Raw genomic sequence first — 18,972 nt, 5'->3', positions numbered from 1 at the left:
GTCCCAATCGTGCGCAAGCGTTCCCATCGATACCGGCGCGCGTCGATGGCCGCGTCGTTGCGCGTAACAAGCGTGCGCCGGTTGCCGCAGACATCAATTGGCACCCGCCGCCGACGCCGCATCATTCGCGACGCGACCGGCCGCTGCCTGCGCGGCGAGCGCGTCCTTGCGCTGCTGGACCTGCTGCGCGAAGATCGGATTGACATCGGGATACGACGTGTCGGTGATGTAGTCCCGCCCGTCCTGCTGGGCCTGGATCAATTCCTGATAAACCTCGGCCCGTGTTTTTCCCTCGGCAAAGACGTTCGACGAAGCCGCGAAAACAACCACGGACGACGCGGCGATAACAGCAAAAGCGATCTTCTTCATGATGAACTCCAGAGAGTGTTGTGCGGGTTCGCATCAGGGAGAACCACGGCCTCATCGCGTTTATTCCTGCTTGGATGGCGCTGCAAAAACAAATTCCGAAGTGGGAATAAAGTCGTGTGAAGATCGGTTTGCGCGTGGTTTCCGGCACACATTGGCGAATAGAAAAATGCTTTTACGAATGGATGGAATAAACCGCGCGTGCCGGTGTTCGCCCATCAACAGCCGCCACTCGATGCACCCAATGCCATGACCTCGACCCACGCCCCACCCGCCTCGCCGCTGTCGGAAGCCGACATTCAGGCCTATGCCGACGGCACCCTGACGCCGGAACGCGCCGCCTATCTGCGTGACTATCTCGGCCGCGACCCGGCGGAAGCGCGGCGGGTCGCGTTTTACGGCAGACTCAACGCGCAAATCCAGGCAGCCTTTCAAACGACTGACGAACCCGATTCCGGCAGCCGGAAGCCGCTCGCCGAAGTGCGCCGCGCATTTGAGCGCATGCAGAACACGAGGCGCGCACGCAAGCTGGTCAGTGCGCTGGTGATGCTGGTTCTGGCGCTGGCAGCCGCGAGCGGCTGGCTGGCGGCAACCCAGGTGTCCGCGCAGGCGCTCAACAACGCCGCGATGATGGGCCTCGCGGAAACCGGCGCACGTCATTTCTCTGCGGCGTCGCCGACCCGCAGCGATCCTTCCGCGCCGGACCTCGCGGCCATCGGGCTGCGTCTGGTCGATAGCAGGGTGCTGTCGCTCGGCTACTTTCAGCGCGCCACCGAATTCGTTTATCTGAATGGCGACAACCTGCCGGTCGTGGTGATCTCGACGCTCGCCCTGCTCGCGCCCGCGCAACCGCAGTGGTCGGCACGGCGCATCGACGCAATCAGGCTGTTGACGTGGACCGCGCAGCGCCAGCGCTTCGTGGTGGCCGGCGACGCCCGCACCCACGGTTTGATGCGCGCCGCCGACGTACTGACCACGCCATGAAGCCCCATACGAATTGCGCTTTTGCGCGGCTCCCGGCAAACCGGAGGAATAAAATGCGCGCACGCGTGTCAGCCGTTTCAGCCTGTCCGACGGCCTGTGTGCCTTCGCGGACACTTTCCCGATCGGCCGCCCGCCCGATGCCCGCGCAAAGCCCCTCGAACGGGATGAAAAATGGACGTCCGTGACGAGTTGATGGATCATGTGCCGCGTTTGCGGCGCTATGCACGAGCGCTGATCAACAATCGCGATCTCGCCGACGATCTGGTGCAGGACACGCTCGAACGCGCGCTTGGCCGCACCGACATGTTCCAGCCCGGCACCGATCTGCGGGCGTGGCTGTTCACGATCATGCACAACGTGTTCGCCAACCAGGCACGCAAGGCGTCCACGCGCGCGGTCCATGTCGCCGTCGACGACGACAGCGTCGCCGAAAGCGAATTCGCGGTGCCGTCCGACCAGACCCGCTCACTGGAAATGCGCGACCTCGACTACGCGTTGCAGCGTCTGCCGATGGAGCAGCGCGAAGTGGTGCTGCTGGTGGGCCTCGAAGAAATGAGTTATGCCGACGTGGCGCTCGCGCTGAACATTCCGATCGGCACGGTCATGTCGCGGCTTTCACGCGGACGCGAACGGCTTCGGGCATTGATGGCGGGCGCGCAGCCCGGTGCGAAATTACAGGTGGTGCGATGAGCGACCAACATACGCCGATTGGCGAAGAAGATCTGCATGCGTACGTGGACGGCACGCTGTCCGACGAACGCCGTGCCGACGTGGAGCGCGCGCTCGAACACAACCCCGAGATGGCCGCGCGCGTCAGCGATTTTTTCTCGCTGAACAACATGTTTCATGAGCGCTATGACCGCGTGCTGAACGAGCCGGTGCCCAAACGGTTGCAGGCAGCGGCGGCTGAGGCCGACGTGCAGTCGTCGCCCAGGCCGTCTCCATCGCCGCCATCGCCGTTGCCTTCGCGACGTTGGCGGATTGCCGCGAACTGGCCGCAATTCGCGGGGATGGCGGCAGCGCTGGTGATGGGGATCGGTATCGGCGTGGGCACGCATATGGGACAGGACGTGATTGCGCCGGTGGCGAGCGGGCATCTGGAAAGCTCGCGCGATTCGAACACGCGGCCCGTCAGCGCGGAGAGCCCGGAATTGTTCGCGCGGCAGGCGGCGGTCGCGCACGTGGTTTATATGCCCACGGTCGAGCGCCCGAGTGCAATGAGCGCGGACGATCAGGAACAGGATTTCGTCCAATGGCTCGCGGACAAGCTCGGCACCAACGTGCATCCGCCGATGCTGTCGAAAAGCGGCTTCAATCTGTCGGGCGGCCGCCTGCTGCCGGGCGCGGATGGACCGACCGCGCAGTTCATGTATCGCGGGCCGAACGGCGAACGCGTGACGCTGTGCATTTCGCGTCGTCAGGTGAACTCGAATACCACGGCGTTCAAGCTGTATCAGGACGGCCCGGTGAACGTGTTTTACTGGATCGACGGAGACTTCGGATATGCGGTGTCGGGCGGGATCGAGCGCAAGCAGTTGCTGCAGCTTGCGCACGATGTCTATTCGCAGTTGACCGGGGCCACGCCGGGTTGATTGCTGCCGCGCTGTATGGCCGTGCGGGAAATAGCGGCGCAGGTTGACGTTGATATGCCGTTCAGGCGCGGGGCACACCGCACATCGCGTGCAGGCGGTTTATGGCCCCGTGACCGGATCGCCGCCGCTTTCACGCGATGCGTCATTCGGCATCTCGCCCGCACGCGTAAAGCGCAACTCGCGCGGCGTAACGCCGAGCAAACGCCCCATCCAGTGCGCCATGTGGCTTTGATGCGCGAAGCCCGTCTCCAGCGCGATCTGGCTCGCGCTGAACCGGCCTTGCAGCAACAAGGTTTTCGCCCGCTCCACCCTCCGCTGCAGCACGTACCGATGCACCGGCACGCCGAGCGTCTCGCGAAACAGCGCCTTGAAATGCGGCACGCTCAAGTCAGCCAGCGCGGCCAGTTCGCTCAACGTGAGACGCTGGTCCAGATGCGCTTCGATAAATTCGATCACCCGTGCCGCCGTTTTCGGCGCAAGCCTTCCACGAGTCTTCTCTAGCGACGGAGCTCCGCCGATCAGCCGCACCACCATCGCCGTACACAGACTTTCGGCGTAGAGCGGATCGGATGCATCGTCGGCTTCGAGTTCGGCATGTAGCGCCCATGCGAGATGCTGAAAGCGCGGATCGCGCATCTGGAACTGCGGACGAAGCTGCGCATCGGCGGAACTCAGCGCCAGTTGCGCGATGGTCTGCTGCGCAAAATCCTCGCCGATCCACACGCTGAAAATCGTGCACGCCGCTTCGTCGCTCCATTGCCCGTCGAGTCCTGCGGGGATCACGTCGGCATCGCCGTGCGCCTGAATCCGCGAGTGACGCCGCTCGTTGCACAGGCAACGCGCCCTGACCGGCGCACCCACATGCACGCCGACCCGGTGATAGTTGAACGCGGGCATTTTGTGCAAGCCCGCCGACACGTTGACCAGCTCCGCGCCGAAGCCCCGCCAGCCAAGCGTTTTGCTGGAACGCACGGTGACACGTGCGCCGCTGTGCGGTTGCAATAAAGGAGTCACGGCGTTCATCGGCTTACCTCGTGAAGGACGGCATGGCGGGCGTGTTTCGCGTCCGTCCATTGTGCTGCGTTTTTCGCGGCTTTGCCTGGCGCTACGGGATGACTCAATGGACGGTGGGAGCTGAGCGTATCGCCGATGTTGCGCATTCGGCGCCGCAGGAAAAACAGTCATCCGAATCTGCGCATCGCCATCTTTACCTGCGCGTTTCTTTATTGCCGCGTTCCTAAGATGACGTCATGCGGGTCATCGTCGAAAGGAGCTAAACGTGTACGTGATTCTGGGTGCAGCGGGAAATGTGGGGACAGCGGCCGCAGCGGCTTTGCGTCGCGCGGGACGTGAGGTGCGGGCGGCAGTTCGTCACGAAAAGCAGCGTGGAGCGCTTGATGAAATCGGCTGTGAGACGGTGGTGGTCGATCTGTTCGACGCGGAATCAGTGGCGCGGGCAATTCGCGGTGCGCAGGCGGTGCAGTTACTGTGTCCGCTGCCGCATCATCACGCGGATCCGGCCGCCGCGATGCGAAGCATGATCGACGCGTGCGTCACCGCGTTGCGCGCCGATCCGCCGGATCACGTGCTGGCGCTGTCCGATTACGGCGCTGAACACGCGAGCGGCACGGGCATTACGATGCTGTTCCATTATCTGGAAACGCAACTCCGCACGGTCGACGCGCAGCTGACGTTTCTACGTTCCGCCGAACACATGCATAACTGGGCCCGCGTATTGCCGATGGCGCTTGCCAGGGGCGTGCTGCCGAGTCTGCATCATCCGTTGGACAAGCGCTTTCCGACGGTGGCTGCACAGGATGTGGGCATTGTTGCAGCGAGATTGCTACTCGATGCTGACGTGCGGGTTTCGCGAGTTTCACCGCGCGTAGTGAGTGTCGAAAGCGAGCAGCGCGTCAGTGTGCTGGACGTGGCCCGCACGATCAGCGAGGTATCAGGGCACGCCGTCACTGCGCACGAAGTGCCGCGCGACGACTGGAATGCCGTGCTTCAGCGCTCGGGACTCGGCGAACTTCATGCGCGCCTGATCGCCGATCTGTACGATGCGCACAACGCGGGCCGCATCGACGTCGAAGCGGATGTCGGCGAGCGGCGCTTCGGCACGACGACGTTATCGCAGGTATTTGCAGCACTCGTGCCGCAGATCGACGCGACGGTTCGCTGAGCGTCGTTCGCAAGGAGACACATCATGCAAACGTGCCCTTTGTACCCTCTGCTGCACGGCTCGAAGAAATCGAATGGGACTGCGACGGCTCGCGGCACTGAAACGTCCACCGCGTGCGGAAGCGCCGGCGCGCGGCGCTGGCTGGCAGTATCGATAACGCTTCTGGGATGGACCGGCTGGCACGCGCTGCGAGACCTGCTCAGCGCGATTCCCGACAGTAACGACGACTTCGGTTTGTTCTGACGCGCTACCGGGTCAAACTTCGGCAATATCGCGCGAAATACGACGCTAAAACAAACCGACACTGGCCGCCGTTTGCAAAAACGGCGGCCAGTTCACATGCGTCGCTTATTCGTTCTCGTCGAAGTAGTGGCCGAACTTGACCTGCTTCGTGCGGATATAACGCTCGTTTTCTTCACGCATCGGAATCGCCAGCGCCACGCGCTCGCAGACCGGAATGCCGTGCTTGGACAGCGTGTCGAACTTCTCGGGATTGTTGCTCATCAGGCGCACCGACGTGACCTTCAGCGTGCGCAGAATGCCCGCGGCCGAATCGTATTCGCGCGAATCGTCAGGCAGACCGAGATCGAGATTGGCCTCGACAGTGTCGCGCCCCTGCTCCTGCAGCGCATACGCGCGAATCTTGTTCGACAGACCGATGCCACGCCCTTCGTGCCCGCGCAAGTAGAGCAGCACACCGCAACCCTCGGCGGCGATGTAGCGCAGCGCCAGATCGAGCTGTTCGCCGCAATCGCAGCGATAGGAGCCGAGCACGTCGCCGGTGAGGCATTCGGAATGCAGGCGCGTCAACACGGACGACTGATTGGCGACATCGCCCATCACGAGCGCAAGATGTTCGGCGCCGCTTTCGCATACACGGAAGACATACGAAGTGAACGTGCCGTAGCGCGTGGGAAGCGTGGCGGTGGCGTCGAGAATGACGCATTCGCCGTTGGTTGCGCCCTCTGCTGCTGGCGACGGATCGTGAGACGTGAGCATGGCGTTAGACAGTATTGCTGACATGAACCCGATCAAACCGGGAATAAGGTACGGACTGGGAGTTTACCGCTAATCCGCGTGACGCATGCGTATGTCCCCTCAAGCAGCGCTGAGGCGGGCCTTGCGTGCGTTCCAGGCCGCCGCCGCTTTAGCCAGCACGCGGCCGCAATAACGCCGCCTGAACTTGCCGTACCCTGCCGCTACCCGAGTTAAACGTACCGCGCGCCACAGGTATTCCCGAACTACTGCGGCGGCACGTCACGCCTATACTGGAATGGCCTTTCCCTCTCGACAGCGCGCCGCCTCGGCGTGCTGCACTGCGAAATGGAGCGCTCCATGACAAGCGTTGCACAGCTACTAAAAACGAAACCGACCAACACGCCCGTCTTCACGATCGGCGCCGACGATTCCGTCTATAACGCGATCAAACTCATGGCCGAAAAGGGCATCGGCGCGCTGGTGGTCACGGACGGCGACAGCATCGCCGGAATCATCACGGAGCGCGACTATGCACGCAAGGTCGTGCTGATGGACCGCTCGTCGAAGGAAACGCCGGTGCGCGACATCATGAGCCGCGCTGTGCGATTCGTGCGCCCCGACCAGACAACTGACGACTGCATGGCGCTGATGACCGAGCGCCGCATGCGCCACTTGCCGGTCATCGAGAATGACCGGCTGATCGGCATGGTGTCGATCGGCGACCTGGTGAAGAACATCATCGCCGAGCAGCAATTCACGATTCAACAGCTCGAGTTTTATATTCACGGCGAGCGCCCCTGACCGGACGTCGGCACAACCCGTAGAACGCAAAAAAAGCCCAATCCTTCAACAGGTTGGGCAAAGCTACCTTGCGGCAGCGGAGGTTCATTGAACTCTGATGCAGCTGGACGGACGCGTGCAATGTAATGCTGGCCGTCCGTTGCCGCGGATGTTTCTGTGCGAGATGTCGCGCGCCGAGCTTCCCAACGCTCTTTCGATGCCGGGCGCATTGCTCACAGGCGGATGTGCCGATCGTTATTCCGACCGGCCGGATGTCGATTGGCAGGCAATCCTGATTCAACTGCATGCCGCATCAAAAATGTGTGCCGGCTAGATTCGTACGCGAGTAGCTGCGATTCAACCTGGCAAATGGCGCGAGACGATCGGCTGAATGGCCAACCGCCTCTATCTACAAACCAGTTAGTTGCCGAAATAGACCGACTTCGGACCCGAGGTGGGCTGAACCATACCGCCTGACTGCGACGAACCGCTCATCGCACCGCCATAGCCGCTGGTGTCGGCGACCGGCTCCTGAGTCTGCGCGACAGCCGGATTTTCCGCCTGAACGCGGCGTTCGGCGGCCTGAATATCGGCCGGATAGGTGACGTCGTTCGAAATGGCCGGGTTGTAACCCGCCTGTTCAAGCTGGATCAATTCGTTTTTGACTTCCGCGCGGGTCGCGGGCTGTTGACTGGCCTGGGCAAATGCGGCGACCGGGGCTGCAAGAACGGCTGCAATGGCGACTGCCTTGATAAGCGATTTCATGATGACCTACCTCCATATCTGGTTTTATTTGCGTCGCTTGTCATATTCATGAGAAGCGAGTGGTTTCAGTCTAGTCACCAGAATGCCAAGGGAAAACCCTTGATTTAGAGATAGATAATTGCTGAAATCGCAAGGATTCTAAAGAAGATACCGGCTTGAACGCCCCATGATTGGGCAATGTCGTAATAATTGTCGGAAACGTAACCCGATGTGTCTGACGTTTCAAAAATACGTCTGATGCGAGCGGCTTTTTCCATAAACCGTTTTATGCGCGGTTAAAACTACGCACGCGCTTATGCACCAGAATGTAGCGCCGAATGCGGCGCGACCAGCAATTTACGTGGACCGCTGACAAATCCGCTTCCCGGTTCAAAAAAACGCAATGGCAAATGCATTTCACGCGACAAACCGATTCGCGTCGTCACGCCAATTGGCATTTCCCCTATCTCTATTACGCCAATCCATAAATCGCGTCCCGCGCAAAGGTCATGGCCGTCGAATGACGGTCCGACATCGAGTGCCATCGTGAGCCGGCCTGGTCCGCGCGCGAGATCGCGCAGTGGTACGCCGGGACGCCGCGCTTCCATCAACGCAAGTCCTTCGAGCGGTTCGATCGCACGAAACAGGATACCGGCGCCAACCTCCTCCACCTCGGCGGACATGTTCAGCATGTACGACAGCCCGTAGGTGAGCCGCACATAGGCATGGCCTGGCGCGAGAAACATCGACCCGTTATGCGGCCGCCGCCCCTTGAACGCGTGACTGGTCGAATCCCCCAGCGGATAAGCCTCGGTCTCCACAATCCGCCCGCTCATGCGCCCTTCGGGCAGATCGTGCACGAGGTATTTGCCGATCATGAAGCGCGCCAGTTCGACGGTGTCGACCGGCAGATCGGCTCGCCGCAATAGCCGGATCGGGAGTGATTCCTTTCGCATGCGTTCAATCCTTTTCTCGCCAAACGCATCACTTCGAATTATGAAAATCACCAGCCGCGATTGCGTTAAATAGTGGGAACATCAGAGAAAAATTCGCAAAGCGCAGACAATAAGCAGTGAATGAAACAATGCACAAACAGAGGCAAAACGGTATTAAACAAATCCCTGATCCAGCGATAAAACGCCATTTGCCGGCGGTCAGTGGCGCATTCGTTGTACCAAAGCCTCATTTCGGTACACCGTAGCATTCAACATGGCACTAATTGGAGTATCGTGTCTGTCCAGCCGGTGGCATAGGCTTTGTCTGCTCGTGCGCGCCCCGTCGCGCCCGCATCAGCCTACAGTCTGAAAGCTTTTGGTATGGCCTGCTGCACGTTCCATTCAGATTTAATTCCGATTTACCCGTTGGTGTAGCAAATCGTCCTCATCTGGGGACCGCATACTTAATGACAATAGGAGAAAGTTGAATGAAAGCATTCCCGGCAATCAAGATGATCGGCGGCGCACTGATCGTTCTGGCGTCCATCAATGCCTACGCACAAGCTAGCGATGCAGCTGCTCCCGCAGCCGCAACCACGTCGGCTGCGCCGACGGCCAAGCAAACCAAGGCAGCCAACCGCGCACTGAGCCGCAAGGTTCGCGGCGCACTGGCAAAGACGAAGGGCCTGAGCGTGTCGAACATCACCGTGCGCGCACGTAGTGGTGACGTGACGCTGCAAGGTTCGGTGCCGGAACAGGCAATGGTCGACCTCGCAACGCAAACGGCGCAAGGCGTCGCTGGCGTGAAGTCGGTCAAGAACGCGCTGACGATCCGTGCCGAAGGCCAATAATCGGGTAATTCAGCTGTAGAGCAATTCACGGGCGCCGATGTCTTCGACGTATGACATTGGCGTCCGGGTTCGGATTCGGATTCGATAACCCTCCCGTCGAATGCCGCGCGTCACGAATCGCGTCGCCAAACTTCCGCTTTTGCTTAGATTTCCGTCTGGTTTCCACTCTGGCGCGAACGCGCCGTCTTCAGAATTTCTCGCCGTAAGTTGCGCCATTCTGCGCAAACGTCCTTTCTCTCGAGTTATCGCCGTTTTTGCACCCTGCGGTGTCAAACTCGGGCGTCATAATGACGTATTTCCGTTGATGACGCCCCATCACACGAGAATGCACAGATCCGTGAAATTTATCCTTTATAATTTAACGGCTTATATCGCATTTCTGACACACCGCTTTAACATTTTTGCCTGATTTGTTCGCAGGCTCCGCACGTTTTTTCCAGCCAGAACCGGCATTCAAAAGGAAGTTCGAATGAGCAAGCCCTCGGCCGTTTTGCCCCGCTGGACCCTTGTCACGCCTTTCGTCGCGTGGATCGTGCTGGGCGCCTCGCACGCGATGGCGGCCAACGCGCTGCTGCTCATACTGGTCGGCCTCGCGTTGTGCGCGGCGGTCTTTACGGCGGTCCATCACGCGGAAGTGGTCGCGCATCGCGTCGGCGAACCGTTCGGCACGCTGGTGCTGGCGGTAGCCGTGACGGTGATCGAGGTGGCGCTGATCGTGTCCGTGATGCTGACGTCCGGGCCGGAGAAAGCCGGTCTCGCGCGCGACACGGTGTTCGCGGCGGTGATGATCGTCTGTAACGGCATTGTGGGCATCTGCCTGCTGGTGGGCGGTATTCGCCATCGGGAGCAGGATTTTCAAAGCCGTGGCGCGGCGGCGGCGCTGGCCGTGCTCGCGTCGTTGTCCGTGCTGACGCTGGTCATGCCGAACTACACCACCACCAGCGTCGGTCCGATCCTGTCGCCGTCACAGCTCGCGTTTGCCGGGGTGTCGTCGCTGGTGCTGTATGGGGTGTTCGTGTTCGTGCAGACCGTGCGTCATCGCGATTATTTTCTGGCCGGTACGCCCGACGAAGACGTCCACGCCGAGCCGCCGAGTGCCGGTCTCGCGCTCGCGGCCGGTGGTCTGCTGCTGGTGTGTCTCGTTGCCGTGGTGCTGCTCGCGAAGGTGCTGTCGCCGGTGGTCGAAACCGCGGTCCAGAATGCGGGCGCGCCGCCCGCCGTGGTCGGGATCATCATCGCGGCGCTGGTGCTGCTGCCCGAAGGGCTTGCGGCCGTACGCGCCGCGCGTGCCGACCGTCTGCAGAACAGCCTGAATCTTGCGCTTGGATCGGCTCTCGCCAGCATCGGGTTGACCATTCCGACCGTGGCCGGGGTGTTTCTGTACACCGGTCAGCCGCTCGTGCTCGGCATCAACGGCAAGGAAACGGTGTTGCTGATGCTCACGCTGGTGGTCGGCACGCTCACGCTGAGCACCGGGCGCACCACGATTTTGCAAGGCGCGGTGCATCTGTCGCTGTTCGCCGCGTATCTGTTCCTGTCGTTCGCGCCTTGAGGCGACGGGCCGTCTGCTTGGCGTGGCCGATCACGGCAACGTAAAAGCGGGCGGCCTAATCTTCCCAATGTTCCGCGATCCACTCGCGGAACAGATTCAGCTTCTGCTGATGCGCGACCGAATCCGGATAAACGAAGTAATAGCGCCAGCCGGTTTTGAGCACCGTATCGAACGGCCGCACCAGGCGGCGCGCGGCGACATCCTCGTCGATCAGCGCAAGGTCGCTGATCGCCACGCCGAAGCCCTGTAATGCCGCGTTGGTCGCCATATCGAGCGTATCGAAGCTCGGGCCGAGTTCGGCGTCGATCTCTCCAGCGGCCGGGCCGCTCACCTCGCCCACTTCCGTCACCTTCGCCAGCCACATTTTCCAGTCCCGATGATCGCGGGTCGGATGCAGCAGCGTATGGCGCGCGAGATCGGCGACCCCGGCTAGCGGCTTGTCCTTCAGCAATTCGGGCGCGCATACCGGCGTCAGACGCTCTTCGAACAGCGGCACCGCCTGCACGTCCGCCCCCGGCGACGACGCATAGATGATCGCCGCGTCGAACGGCTCGCTCTGAAAATCGACATCGTGCTGCCAGGTCGTCGTGATCTGCACATGCAGATCGGGGTATTCGGCCTGGAAACGCATGATTTTCGGCAGCATCCAGCGCATCACGCAGGTCGGCACTTTCAGCGCGAGATCGGTGCGTTGGCGCGTCAGCCGCAGCGAAATTTCCTCAATACGCGCGAAGCTTTCCTTGACGGCGGGCAGCAGCATTTCGCCCTCGGCGGTCAGCGTCAAACCTTTCGCGTGACGCTTGAAGAGCGGAAATTTGTAGTAGTCCTCGAGCGCGATGATCTGGCGGCTGACCGCGCCTTGCGTCAGGCACAAATGGTCGGCGGCGCGGGTGAAACTGCGGTGGCGCGCTACGGTTTCGAAAATCTGCAGCGCGTTGAGCGGCGGGAGTCGTCGCATCGGGTATCCGGGATCAAAAAAAATCATTACGCAGGCGTGGCGATCAGGTCGCCCGCTTGCCCGACAAGCCCACAGGATACGCGATCAGAAAGGGCCGCACGAGATACCTCGACCCTATCGGCATGCGTCCGGCTCATGCCGCTTTAAAAAATGGCGTTTTCGCGCCGCTGCTGCACCGGGAAAGGGCAACGCAGTAGAACATCCGCACCAGAACCGAGCTTTCCTCATACCTCGACGTGAACCGCGATGCGCGCAAATCATGGACGTTAACCCGCATGCGCCACTGCGTCGGCGTTCTCCCCGACTTATCGGGTTTGGCGAAATGAACCCCACGAGGTCAGCCGCATGAGCTTATGTCATACCGCCCATGCGCATATTTCGTTTGGCGCGGGATTTTGACAAACCTAGAGTGCATCAACACGCAACGAAGCGCAGCGGTCAAAGCGGACACCTCAGACAACCCGAGGTAACCGGTCAAGGTAACAGGCGTTCAACACAGGGAGACCGCCATGCAAGAGATCAAACGGGGCAGAAGGCAGGCTATCAAGACGATCGGCGCGGCGCTCGCCGCCTCCACGCTGCCGATGCCGTTCGTGAACCTGCGCGCGCAGGAGCACAACTTCAGCGGCAAGACGCTGCGCGTGCTGACCTGGTCGGATGACACCGGCGCGGCCGCGCTGCGCAACATCGCCGCGACGTTCACCGCGAAAACCGGCTGCAAGGTGATTGCCGATCGCGCCGACGGCACCTCCGGCATGGTCGCCAAGCTCAAGGCTGCGGGCGATCGTCCCACTTACGACGTGATCACGCTGGCGGGCGTCGGCGCGTCGGGTCTCGGCGACGCCGGTCTGCTGATGAAGCCCGATCTCGACAAGCTGCCCAATCTGAAGGACGTCGCGCCGCAATACCGCACGGGCGCGAACGGCTTCGGGGTCGGCTATCTGCTGTGGTCGGACGGTCTGATCTACAACACGGCGACGGTCAAAAGCGCACCCACTTCGTATGAAGCACTGTGGGACCCGAAGTATTCCGGCCGCGTGTTCCTCCCGCCGCCCGAGTGGGCCGAAGCGGTGGACCTCGCGATCATCGCCGCGAAAATGAATGGCGGTTCGCAGCAGAACATCGAGCCGGGCTTCAAGAAGCTGATGCAACTGAAAGATCACGTGATGACGCTCGGCGAGAACCCGAACCAGGTGGCCGACCTGTTCCGCACCGGCTCGCTCGATATCGGCGGCATCTATTCGCCGGCGTTTTTCCCCGACCAGATCCGCAAGCCCGAATACAAGATGGGCGTGACCTACGGGATGAAGGAAGGCTTCGCGACGCAACTGATGTTCACCGTGATCCCCAAAGCGCATCCCGGCGACAGCGACGTGATCCACGCGTTCATCAATCATTCGCTCGATGCCGGCGTGCAAGGCCGCATGGCCGCCGACGTACTGAACGGTCCGGTCAATTCGAAAGCCGTGATTCCGGTCGAGAGCCGCGCGTTCGTGCCGAGTCCGCAACAGATCGCCGAAAAAGCCGTGCTGCATGACGACAAGGCGCTCGCCGTCGTGCAACCGGCGTGGATCAAGCGTTACACCGAAATCTTCTCGGCATGACGACGATGCTCGCGCGCTTTTCGCGGCGTGGCGCAGCGGGGCCGGCTGATCCAGCGGCGCCTAGTTCGTCGCCGGGCGCGGTGCCTGGCCCACTGGACGAACCTTCCGCCACGGCCATGTCGAAAGCTCGCCCGTGGCTGCTGCTCGCGCCGATCCTGCTGTTCCTCGCCGTGCTCGGCGCGGCGGCGCTCGTCGTGTTGCGCATGAGCTTCGGCGCGCAGGGCGACGAGTGGCGCGGCTTCACGCTGCAGAATTACGCGGACCTGCTTGACGGCTATTTCATGAAGTCGCTGTGGCTCACGCTGAAGCTCGCGTTCCAGAGCATGGTCTGCGCGGTACTGCTGGCCATTCCCGTCGCGCTGGCGATGGCGCGCACGAAATCGCGGCTCGCGCGCCGGCTTCTGCTGGCGGGCGTGCTGCTGCCGCTGCTCGTGAATCTGCTGCTGCAAGGCTATGGCTGGCTGATCATTCTCGGACCGGCCGGTTTGCTCAATCACGCGCTGCTCGGCAGCGGCCTCGTGCAGCGTCCGCTGATGTTGCTGTATCGCGAGCATGGGGTGTTGCTCGGGCTGATCCAGACCGCGTTTCCGCTCGCCGTGCTGCCGCTGTCCAGCGCAATGCGCGCCGTTTCCCTGTCCTTTGAAGAAGCCGCGGCCACGCTCGGCGCAACGCGCTGGCAGACGCTACGTCACGTGTTGTTGCCGCTGGCGATGCCCGGCCTCGTGTCCGGCGCGCTGCTGGTGTTCGCATACAACGCGAGCGCGTTCGCCGTGCCACTGCTGCTCGGCGGACGACGCGTGCCGATGCTCGCGGTGCTGGTCCACGATCAGGTCGCGCCGTTGCTCAACTGGCCGGCGGCGTCTGCATCGGGCGTCGTGCTGATGATCGCCACGCTCAGCGTGATGGCGCTGTCGCAACGCCTCGTCCGCCGCACGCAACGTCTCGCCGAGGAGCCGCACGCATGAGCACGCCGATCCCAACCTCCGCGCGTCTGCCGCAAAGTGCACCGCCTTCACCGCGCTTTCCACGCTTGCCGCACGTGATGCCAGGCCAGCTCGGCAAGGCCACTGCACTGCTCGCCGCGGTCGTTCTGTTCCTCGCCGCGCTGCCGATCCTCACGATGATCGTGATGTCGTTCAGCGCCGCCGACACGCTCGAATTCCCACCGCACGCGTACGGCTTGCACTGGTATCGCGCGGCATGGCAGAGCTTCGTGTCGCCGGATGCGAGCGATTCGATGTCGATGGGCGCCGCGTTGAGCACCAGCCTGATCGTCGCGCTGTCGACGATGCTGATCGCCACGCTCGTCTCCGTTCCCGCCGCCTACGCGCTCTCCCGCTACCGTTTTCGCGGCAAGCCGATGGTCGAGCAACTGGTCGCGCTGCCGCTCGTCTATCCGCTGGTGATGCTCGGGCTGTCGCTGCTGCTGGTGTTCAACGTGCTGCCGGTCGAACTCGGCGTGTTCCGGCTGATCATCGCGCATGTGATCCTGGCGTTGCCGTTCACGGTGAAGAACTGCGCGGCGTCGGTGGCGTCGATCGGGCCGGAGTTCGAGGAAGCCGCCTGCGTGATGGGCGCCAGCCCCGGCCGCGCGCTCGTCGATGTGATCCTGCCGCTGATGCGCCCCGGCATTCTCGCCGGCATGCTGTTCGCGTTCATCATCTCGTTCAACGAATTCACGGTGACGTTTTTCCTCTACGGCATCGACACGATGACGCTGCCGGTGTGGCTCTACAGCCGCACGGTGTCGTCGCTCGATCCGACCGTGTTCTGCTTTGCCGTGTTCATCGTCGCGATCGATTTCGCGCTGATCTGGCTGCTCGAAAAGCTGATCGGCGACGAAGGCGTGGCGCTTTGATTCGGCTTTGATCCCGCTCACGACACTTCTTTGCTGGAGCCTCCGATGACCCATCTGACCTTGCAGGCCGTGACCCGCCGCTTCGGCGCGGCGCACGCCGTCGACAACGTCGATCTGAGCGTGCCGGACGGCAAGCTGGTGTGCTTTCTCGGCCCGTCCGGCTGCGGCAAGACCACGCTGCTGCGGATAATCGCCGGGCTCGAAACGCCAAGCTCGGGCAGCATCCATTTCGCCGGACGCGACATCACGCGCGTGCCCGCCAACCAGCGCGACTTCGGCATGGTGTTCCAGTCACTCGCGCTGTTTCCGCATATGACGGTCGCGCAAAACGTCGCGTATCCGCTGAAATTGCGCAAGACCGCGAAAGATCGGCAGACGAAGCGCGTCGCCGAATTGCTGGAGTTGATCCAGTTGCCGCACATGGCAAACCGGCCGGTCACGCAACTGTCGGGCGGCCAGCGTCAGCGCGTGGCGATTGCGCGCGCCATTGCGTCGGAGCCGAAACTGCTGCTGCTCGACGAACCGCTGTCCGCGCTCGACGCCAAGCTGCGCGAAGCGATGCAGGTCGAGATCCGCCTGCTGCAACAGCGCTTGGGCATCACGACGATCATGGTCACGCACGACCAGCGCGAAGCCATGACGATGGCCGACGAAATCGTCGTGATGGAAAAAGGCCGCATCGCGCAGGTAGGCAAGCCGCTCGATATTTATCGCGAACCGGTCAGCGAATTCGTCGCGGACTTTATCGGCCTCGGTAATATCCTGCCGGTCACGTACGATGGCGCGGGCGGCGTGAGCTTGCCGGGCGGCCGGCGTATCGCGGTCGCGCAGAACGCGCGCGTGCCGGAATCGCACGACGGAATCCGTCTGCTGATCCGCCCGGAAGACGTGTGTCTGAAGGCGTCTTCGAAGGACGAGGCCGCGAGCGCGAACCGCCTGAGCGGCACCGTCACGTTTATTCGCGACGTGGGCGCGTCACTGGAGGCGACCATCGACTGCACCGGCTTCACGCTGACGGCCGCCACCACGCCGCGCGAAACGCCGGGTCTGACGCTTGGCATGCCGGTGTTCGCCGAATTGCCACCTCACGCATGCAAACTGATCGCCGCACGCGCGGCGCACTGAATCCGCCGCGCAATAAACAGGCAACCAATCAATTCAAAGAACCACGGTTTTAGACAGAGGAAAGATCATGAATCAGCGTCCCGTTTCCGTTATTCAATCAACCACCCGCCGCACCTTCGCCACGCTCGCCGCGACGCTGGCGTTCACGGCCCTCGGCGCACTCGCCGCGCTGCCGGGCACCGCGCATGCCGACGCACTCGACAACATCGCGAAATCGGGCACTGTGCGTATCGGCGTGTTCGAGGACTACCCGCCGTTCGGCTCGATCGGCCCGGACATGAAGCCGATGGGCTACGACATCGACGTCGCGAACCTGATCGGCAAGGCGCTGAACGCGAAGGTCGAACTCGTGCAGGTGACCGGCGACAACCGGATGGCCTATCTCGCCGACCACAAGGCCGACATGCTGCTGTCGGTCGGCCAGACGCCGGAACGCGAAAAGGTGATCGACTTCTCGCAACCGTACGCGCCCTACTACCTCGCCGTGTTCGGCCCGAAAAACCTGCCCGTGAAGAACGCCACCGACCTCGCCGGCAAGTCGATTTCGGTCGCGCGCGGCACGCTGGAAGACCTGAGCGTCACGAAGATCGCGCCGCCGTCCGCCAACATCAAACGTTTCGACGATCCGAACGGCGCTATTTCGGCGTTTCTTTCTGGTCAGGTACAGTTGATGGTGGTCGGCAACGACGTCGGCGCGACGATTCTCGCGCGTCATCCGGCGAACGACCCGGAGCAGAAGTTCTCGCTGTTCAGCTCGCCCGATCACGTCGGTCTGAACAAGAACGAACCGCGCCTGAAGCAGAAGATCGACGACACGATTGCCAAGGCCCGCAAGGACGGCACGATGAACGCGATCTCGCAGAAATGGCTGCGCGCACCGCTGCCGGCCGATCTCTGAACCTTTTTTGCGCGGACCGGGAAGGACCCCGGTTCGCGGCGGAGTTTGACCTCATGATGAGCGCCACGCAATGACCTATGCGTTCGATTTCAGCGGCTTCGGCCTCTATGCGGGCATGCTCGCGCACGGCGCCGCCGTCACGTTGGGGCTGACCGCGGTCTCCACGGTGCTCGGCGGTCTGGTGGGCATTGGCGGCGCGAGTATTGCGGTGGGCGGTCCGAAATGGGCCCGCTGGATCGTCGCGAGCTACGTCGAACTGATCCGCAATACGCCGTTCATCGTGCAACTGTTTTTTGTGTTCTTCGGCTTGCCGAGCCTCGGCATTCATATCGACGAAATCCAGGCCGCGATTCTGGCGATGACCGTCAATCTCGGTGCGTACGCGATCGAAATCGTGCGCGCCGGGATCGATTCGATTCCGCGCGGACAGGTTCAGGCGGCGCAGGCGCTCGGTCTGCATAAGCGCCAGGTGTTTCGCCATGTTGTGCTGCCGCAGGCCGTCGCCAACGTGTTTCCCGCGTTGCTGAGCCAGGTGCTGATCGTGATGCTCGGCTCGGCGGTCGTATCGCAAATCTCCGTGCCCGATCTCACGTATGCGGCCAATTTCATTCAATCGCGCAACTTCCGTTCGTTCGAGAGCTACGTGATCATCACCGCGACCTATCTGCTGATGTCGATCGTGCTGCGGCAAATTCTCAACCGCTTCGGGCGTGGGCTGTTCGCGGGACGTGTCGCGCGCAATCAATGCGGCAATAGCAATAGCGACAGCGGCACGCCGCGTAACTGGCGCAGCCGCCTGATGTGGCGCGGCGCGCGCACCCTGCCGACGGAGCGCTGATCATGGTCGAATTCACTCTGTGGGACATCGCCCGCAATCTGCTGCTCGCAGCGCGCTGGACGGTGCTGCTGTCGCTGATCGCGTTTGTCGGCGGCGGCGTGGTTGGGCTGATTCTGCTCGGCATGCGCGTGTCGCCGGTTGCGTGGCTGCGGCGCGTGGTTATCGTGTACGTGGAAGTGTTTCAGGGCACGCCGCTGCTGATGCAGTTGTTCCTCGCGTTCTTCGGCTTGCCGTTGCTCGGCGTGGACGTCTCGCCGTGGGTCGCCGCCACCGTTACGCTGACGCTTTATACGAGCGCTTATCTGGTCGATATCTGGCGCGGCTGTGTCGAAGCCGTGCCGCGCGGACAGTGGGCCGCGGGCGCCAGTCTCGGCATGACGTTCGGCCAGCAACTGCGCTACATCGTGTGGCCGCAGGCGCTGAAAATCGCCGTCGCGCCGACGGTCGGTTTTCTCGTGCAGGTCGTCAAAAGCACGGCGCTGGCGTCGATCATCGGGTTCACCGAATTGACCAAGACCGGCACGATGATCACCAATGCCGCGTTCCGCCCGTTTCCGATCTACGGGATGGTCGCGATGATTTACTTCGCGATGTGCTTCCCGTTGACGTGGTATGCAAGGGTACTGGAGAAGCGGCAGAAGGTCGGGCAGCATCGCTGAAAAAGCGGCGCACGCGAAAAGAACCTCATGTTAAAAGCGGCAACCGTGCAAAACACGGGTGCCGCTTT

The 18,972-nt window shown here is 62.1% G+C and carries 23 protein-coding genes; 17 read left to right on the top strand and 6 right to left on the bottom strand.

What is annotated here, in order from left to right; translation table 11 throughout:
* Window positions 1-93: 93 nt before the first annotated feature.
* Window positions 94-369 carry a DUF4148 domain-containing protein gene (locus ABH945_RS32420; protein ID WP_429253378.1) on the bottom strand — a complete coding sequence of 92 codons (276 nt, stop codon included), beginning with the start codon at window positions 367-369 and terminating at the stop codon, window positions 94-96.
* A gap of 246 nt (window positions 370-615) precedes the next feature.
* On the opposite strand from ABH945_RS32420, the gene ABH945_RS32415 reads away from it, so the two are divergent.
* The 3 genes from ABH945_RS32415 (at window position 616) to ABH945_RS32405 (ending at window position 2,942) form a co-directional block, all read left to right on the top strand.
* Window positions 616-1,350, top strand: coding sequence for an anti-sigma factor family protein (locus tag ABH945_RS32415; RefSeq protein ID WP_429253377.1), 735 nt, complete (start codon window positions 616-618; stop codon window positions 1,348-1,350).
* A gap of 171 nt (window positions 1,351-1,521) precedes the next feature.
* Entirely contained in the window at window positions 1,522-2,040 is a 519-nt protein-coding gene (locus ABH945_RS32410) for a sigma-70 family RNA polymerase sigma factor (protein ID WP_074768287.1), read from the top strand.
* Complete coding sequence (locus tag ABH945_RS32405; RefSeq protein WP_429253376.1) at window positions 2,037-2,942, top strand: anti-sigma factor family protein; 906 nt, start codon at window positions 2,037-2,039, stop codon at window positions 2,940-2,942. The genes ABH945_RS32410 and ABH945_RS32405 overlap by 4 nt, the downstream gene beginning before the upstream one ends.
* A 99-nt stretch (window positions 2,943-3,041) precedes the next feature.
* Here the strand turns inward: ABH945_RS32405 and ABH945_RS32400 are convergent, their stop codons facing one another.
* Window positions 3,042-3,965, bottom strand: a complete 924-nt coding sequence (locus ABH945_RS32400; RefSeq protein WP_429253375.1) for a helix-turn-helix domain-containing protein — start codon at window positions 3,963-3,965, stop codon at window positions 3,042-3,044.
* A gap of 11 nt (window positions 3,966-3,976) precedes the next feature.
* Here ABH945_RS32400 and ABH945_RS32395 point away from each other — a divergent pair, with 11 nt between their 5' ends.
* From ABH945_RS32395 to ABH945_RS32385, 3 genes are read left to right on the top strand one after another with little or no spacing between them, the layout of a single operon-like run.
* Window positions 3,977-4,183, top strand: coding sequence for a hypothetical protein (locus tag ABH945_RS32395; RefSeq protein ID WP_429253374.1), 207 nt, complete (start codon window positions 3,977-3,979; stop codon window positions 4,181-4,183).
* 38 nt (window positions 4,184-4,221) lie between these two features.
* Window positions 4,222-5,124, top strand: a complete 903-nt coding sequence (locus tag ABH945_RS32390) for an NAD(P)H-binding protein (RefSeq protein ID WP_429253373.1) — start codon at window positions 4,222-4,224, stop codon at window positions 5,122-5,124.
* A gap of 24 nt (window positions 5,125-5,148) precedes the next feature.
* Window positions 5,149-5,367: a hypothetical protein gene (locus ABH945_RS32385; RefSeq protein ID WP_074768277.1), complete on the top strand. Its 219-nt coding sequence runs from the start codon at window positions 5,149-5,151 to the stop codon at window positions 5,365-5,367.
* 105 nt (window positions 5,368-5,472) lie between these two features.
* On the opposite strand, the gene ribA is transcribed toward ABH945_RS32385, so the two are convergent.
* Window positions 5,473-6,123, bottom strand: a complete 651-nt coding sequence (gene ribA, locus ABH945_RS32380; RefSeq protein WP_074768275.1) for a GTP cyclohydrolase II — start codon at window positions 6,121-6,123, stop codon at window positions 5,473-5,475.
* 336 nt (window positions 6,124-6,459) lie between these two features.
* On the opposite strand from ribA, the gene ABH945_RS32375 reads away from it, so the two are divergent.
* Together ABH945_RS32375 and ABH945_RS32370 are read left to right on the top strand one after the other, a co-directional pair.
* Window positions 6,460-6,903: a CBS domain-containing protein gene (locus ABH945_RS32375; protein WP_074768273.1), complete on the top strand. Its 444-nt coding sequence runs from the start codon at window positions 6,460-6,462 to the stop codon at window positions 6,901-6,903.
* Between the two features lie 97 nt (window positions 6,904-7,000).
* Window positions 7,001-7,216 (top strand): hypothetical protein, encoded by a 216-nt coding sequence (locus ABH945_RS32370; protein WP_429253372.1) that lies wholly within the window; start codon window positions 7,001-7,003, stop codon window positions 7,214-7,216.
* Between the two features lie 86 nt (window positions 7,217-7,302).
* On the opposite strand, the gene ABH945_RS32365 is transcribed toward ABH945_RS32370, so the two are convergent.
* On the bottom strand, window positions 7,303-7,647 hold the full coding sequence (locus tag ABH945_RS32365) for a DUF4148 domain-containing protein (RefSeq protein WP_074768271.1): 345 nt from the start codon (window positions 7,645-7,647) through the stop codon (window positions 7,303-7,305).
* Window positions 7,648-7,940: 293 nt separating this feature from the next.
* A complete protein-coding gene (locus tag ABH945_RS32360; protein ID WP_429253371.1) occupies window positions 7,941-8,582 on the bottom strand; it encodes a DNA-3-methyladenine glycosylase in 642 nt (213 codons plus the stop codon).
* A gap of 467 nt (window positions 8,583-9,049) precedes the next feature.
* Between ABH945_RS32360 and ABH945_RS32355 the strand changes: the two genes are divergently transcribed.
* Both ABH945_RS32355 and ABH945_RS32350 read left to right on the top strand, forming a co-directional pair.
* A complete protein-coding gene (locus ABH945_RS32355) occupies window positions 9,050-9,412 on the top strand; it encodes a BON domain-containing protein (RefSeq protein WP_074768267.1) in 363 nt (120 codons plus the stop codon).
* Between the two features lie 469 nt (window positions 9,413-9,881).
* Window positions 9,882-10,964: a calcium:proton antiporter gene (locus ABH945_RS32350; protein WP_074768265.1), complete on the top strand. Its 1,083-nt coding sequence runs from the start codon at window positions 9,882-9,884 to the stop codon at window positions 10,962-10,964.
* Between the two features lie 55 nt (window positions 10,965-11,019).
* On the opposite strand, the gene ABH945_RS32345 is transcribed toward ABH945_RS32350, so the two are convergent.
* Window positions 11,020-11,922, bottom strand: a complete 903-nt coding sequence (locus ABH945_RS32345) for a LysR substrate-binding domain-containing protein (protein ID WP_074771083.1) — start codon at window positions 11,920-11,922, stop codon at window positions 11,020-11,022.
* 509 nt (window positions 11,923-12,431) lie between these two features.
* Between ABH945_RS32345 and ABH945_RS32340 the strand changes: the two genes are divergently transcribed.
* The 7 genes from ABH945_RS32340 to ABH945_RS32310 all read left to right on the top strand — a co-directional run bounded on the left by ABH945_RS32340 (window position 12,432) and on the right by ABH945_RS32310 (window position 18,904).
* Window positions 12,432-13,526 (top strand): ABC transporter substrate-binding protein, encoded by a 1,095-nt coding sequence (locus tag ABH945_RS32340; RefSeq protein WP_429253370.1) that lies wholly within the window; start codon window positions 12,432-12,434, stop codon window positions 13,524-13,526.
* Complete coding sequence (locus ABH945_RS32335) at window positions 13,523-14,491, top strand: ABC transporter permease (RefSeq protein ID WP_429253369.1); 969 nt, start codon at window positions 13,523-13,525, stop codon at window positions 14,489-14,491. Before ABH945_RS32340 ends, ABH945_RS32335 begins: the two co-directional genes overlap by 4 nt.
* Complete coding sequence (locus ABH945_RS32330) at window positions 14,488-15,384, top strand: ABC transporter permease (protein ID WP_429253368.1); 897 nt, start codon at window positions 14,488-14,490, stop codon at window positions 15,382-15,384. Before ABH945_RS32335 ends, ABH945_RS32330 begins: the two co-directional genes overlap by 4 nt.
* A 45-nt stretch (window positions 15,385-15,429) precedes the next feature.
* Window positions 15,430-16,509 (top strand): ABC transporter ATP-binding protein, encoded by a 1,080-nt coding sequence (locus ABH945_RS32325; protein WP_429253367.1) that lies wholly within the window; start codon window positions 15,430-15,432, stop codon window positions 16,507-16,509.
* A gap of 67 nt (window positions 16,510-16,576) precedes the next feature.
* On the top strand, window positions 16,577-17,407 hold the full coding sequence (locus tag ABH945_RS32320) for a transporter substrate-binding domain-containing protein (RefSeq protein WP_429253366.1): 831 nt from the start codon (window positions 16,577-16,579) through the stop codon (window positions 17,405-17,407).
* Window positions 17,408-17,477: 70 nt separating this feature from the next.
* Entirely contained in the window at window positions 17,478-18,245 is a 768-nt protein-coding gene (locus ABH945_RS32315; protein ID WP_429253365.1) for an amino acid ABC transporter permease, read from the top strand.
* Between the two features lie 2 nt (window positions 18,246-18,247).
* Window positions 18,248-18,904 carry an amino acid ABC transporter permease gene (locus ABH945_RS32310; RefSeq protein WP_074768251.1) on the top strand — a complete coding sequence of 219 codons (657 nt, stop codon included), beginning with the start codon at window positions 18,248-18,250 and terminating at the stop codon, window positions 18,902-18,904.
* Window positions 18,905-18,972: the final 68 nt, after the last annotated feature.

Origin of the sequence: Paraburkholderia sp. GAS333, from assembly GCF_050435665.1 — a bacterium.
GTDB lineage: Bacteria > Pseudomonadota > Gammaproteobacteria > Burkholderiales > Burkholderiaceae > Paraburkholderia > Paraburkholderia fungorum_A.
Note: the sequence above shows the minus strand (reverse complement) of the source record. Positions and strands in the feature narration are given on the sequence as shown.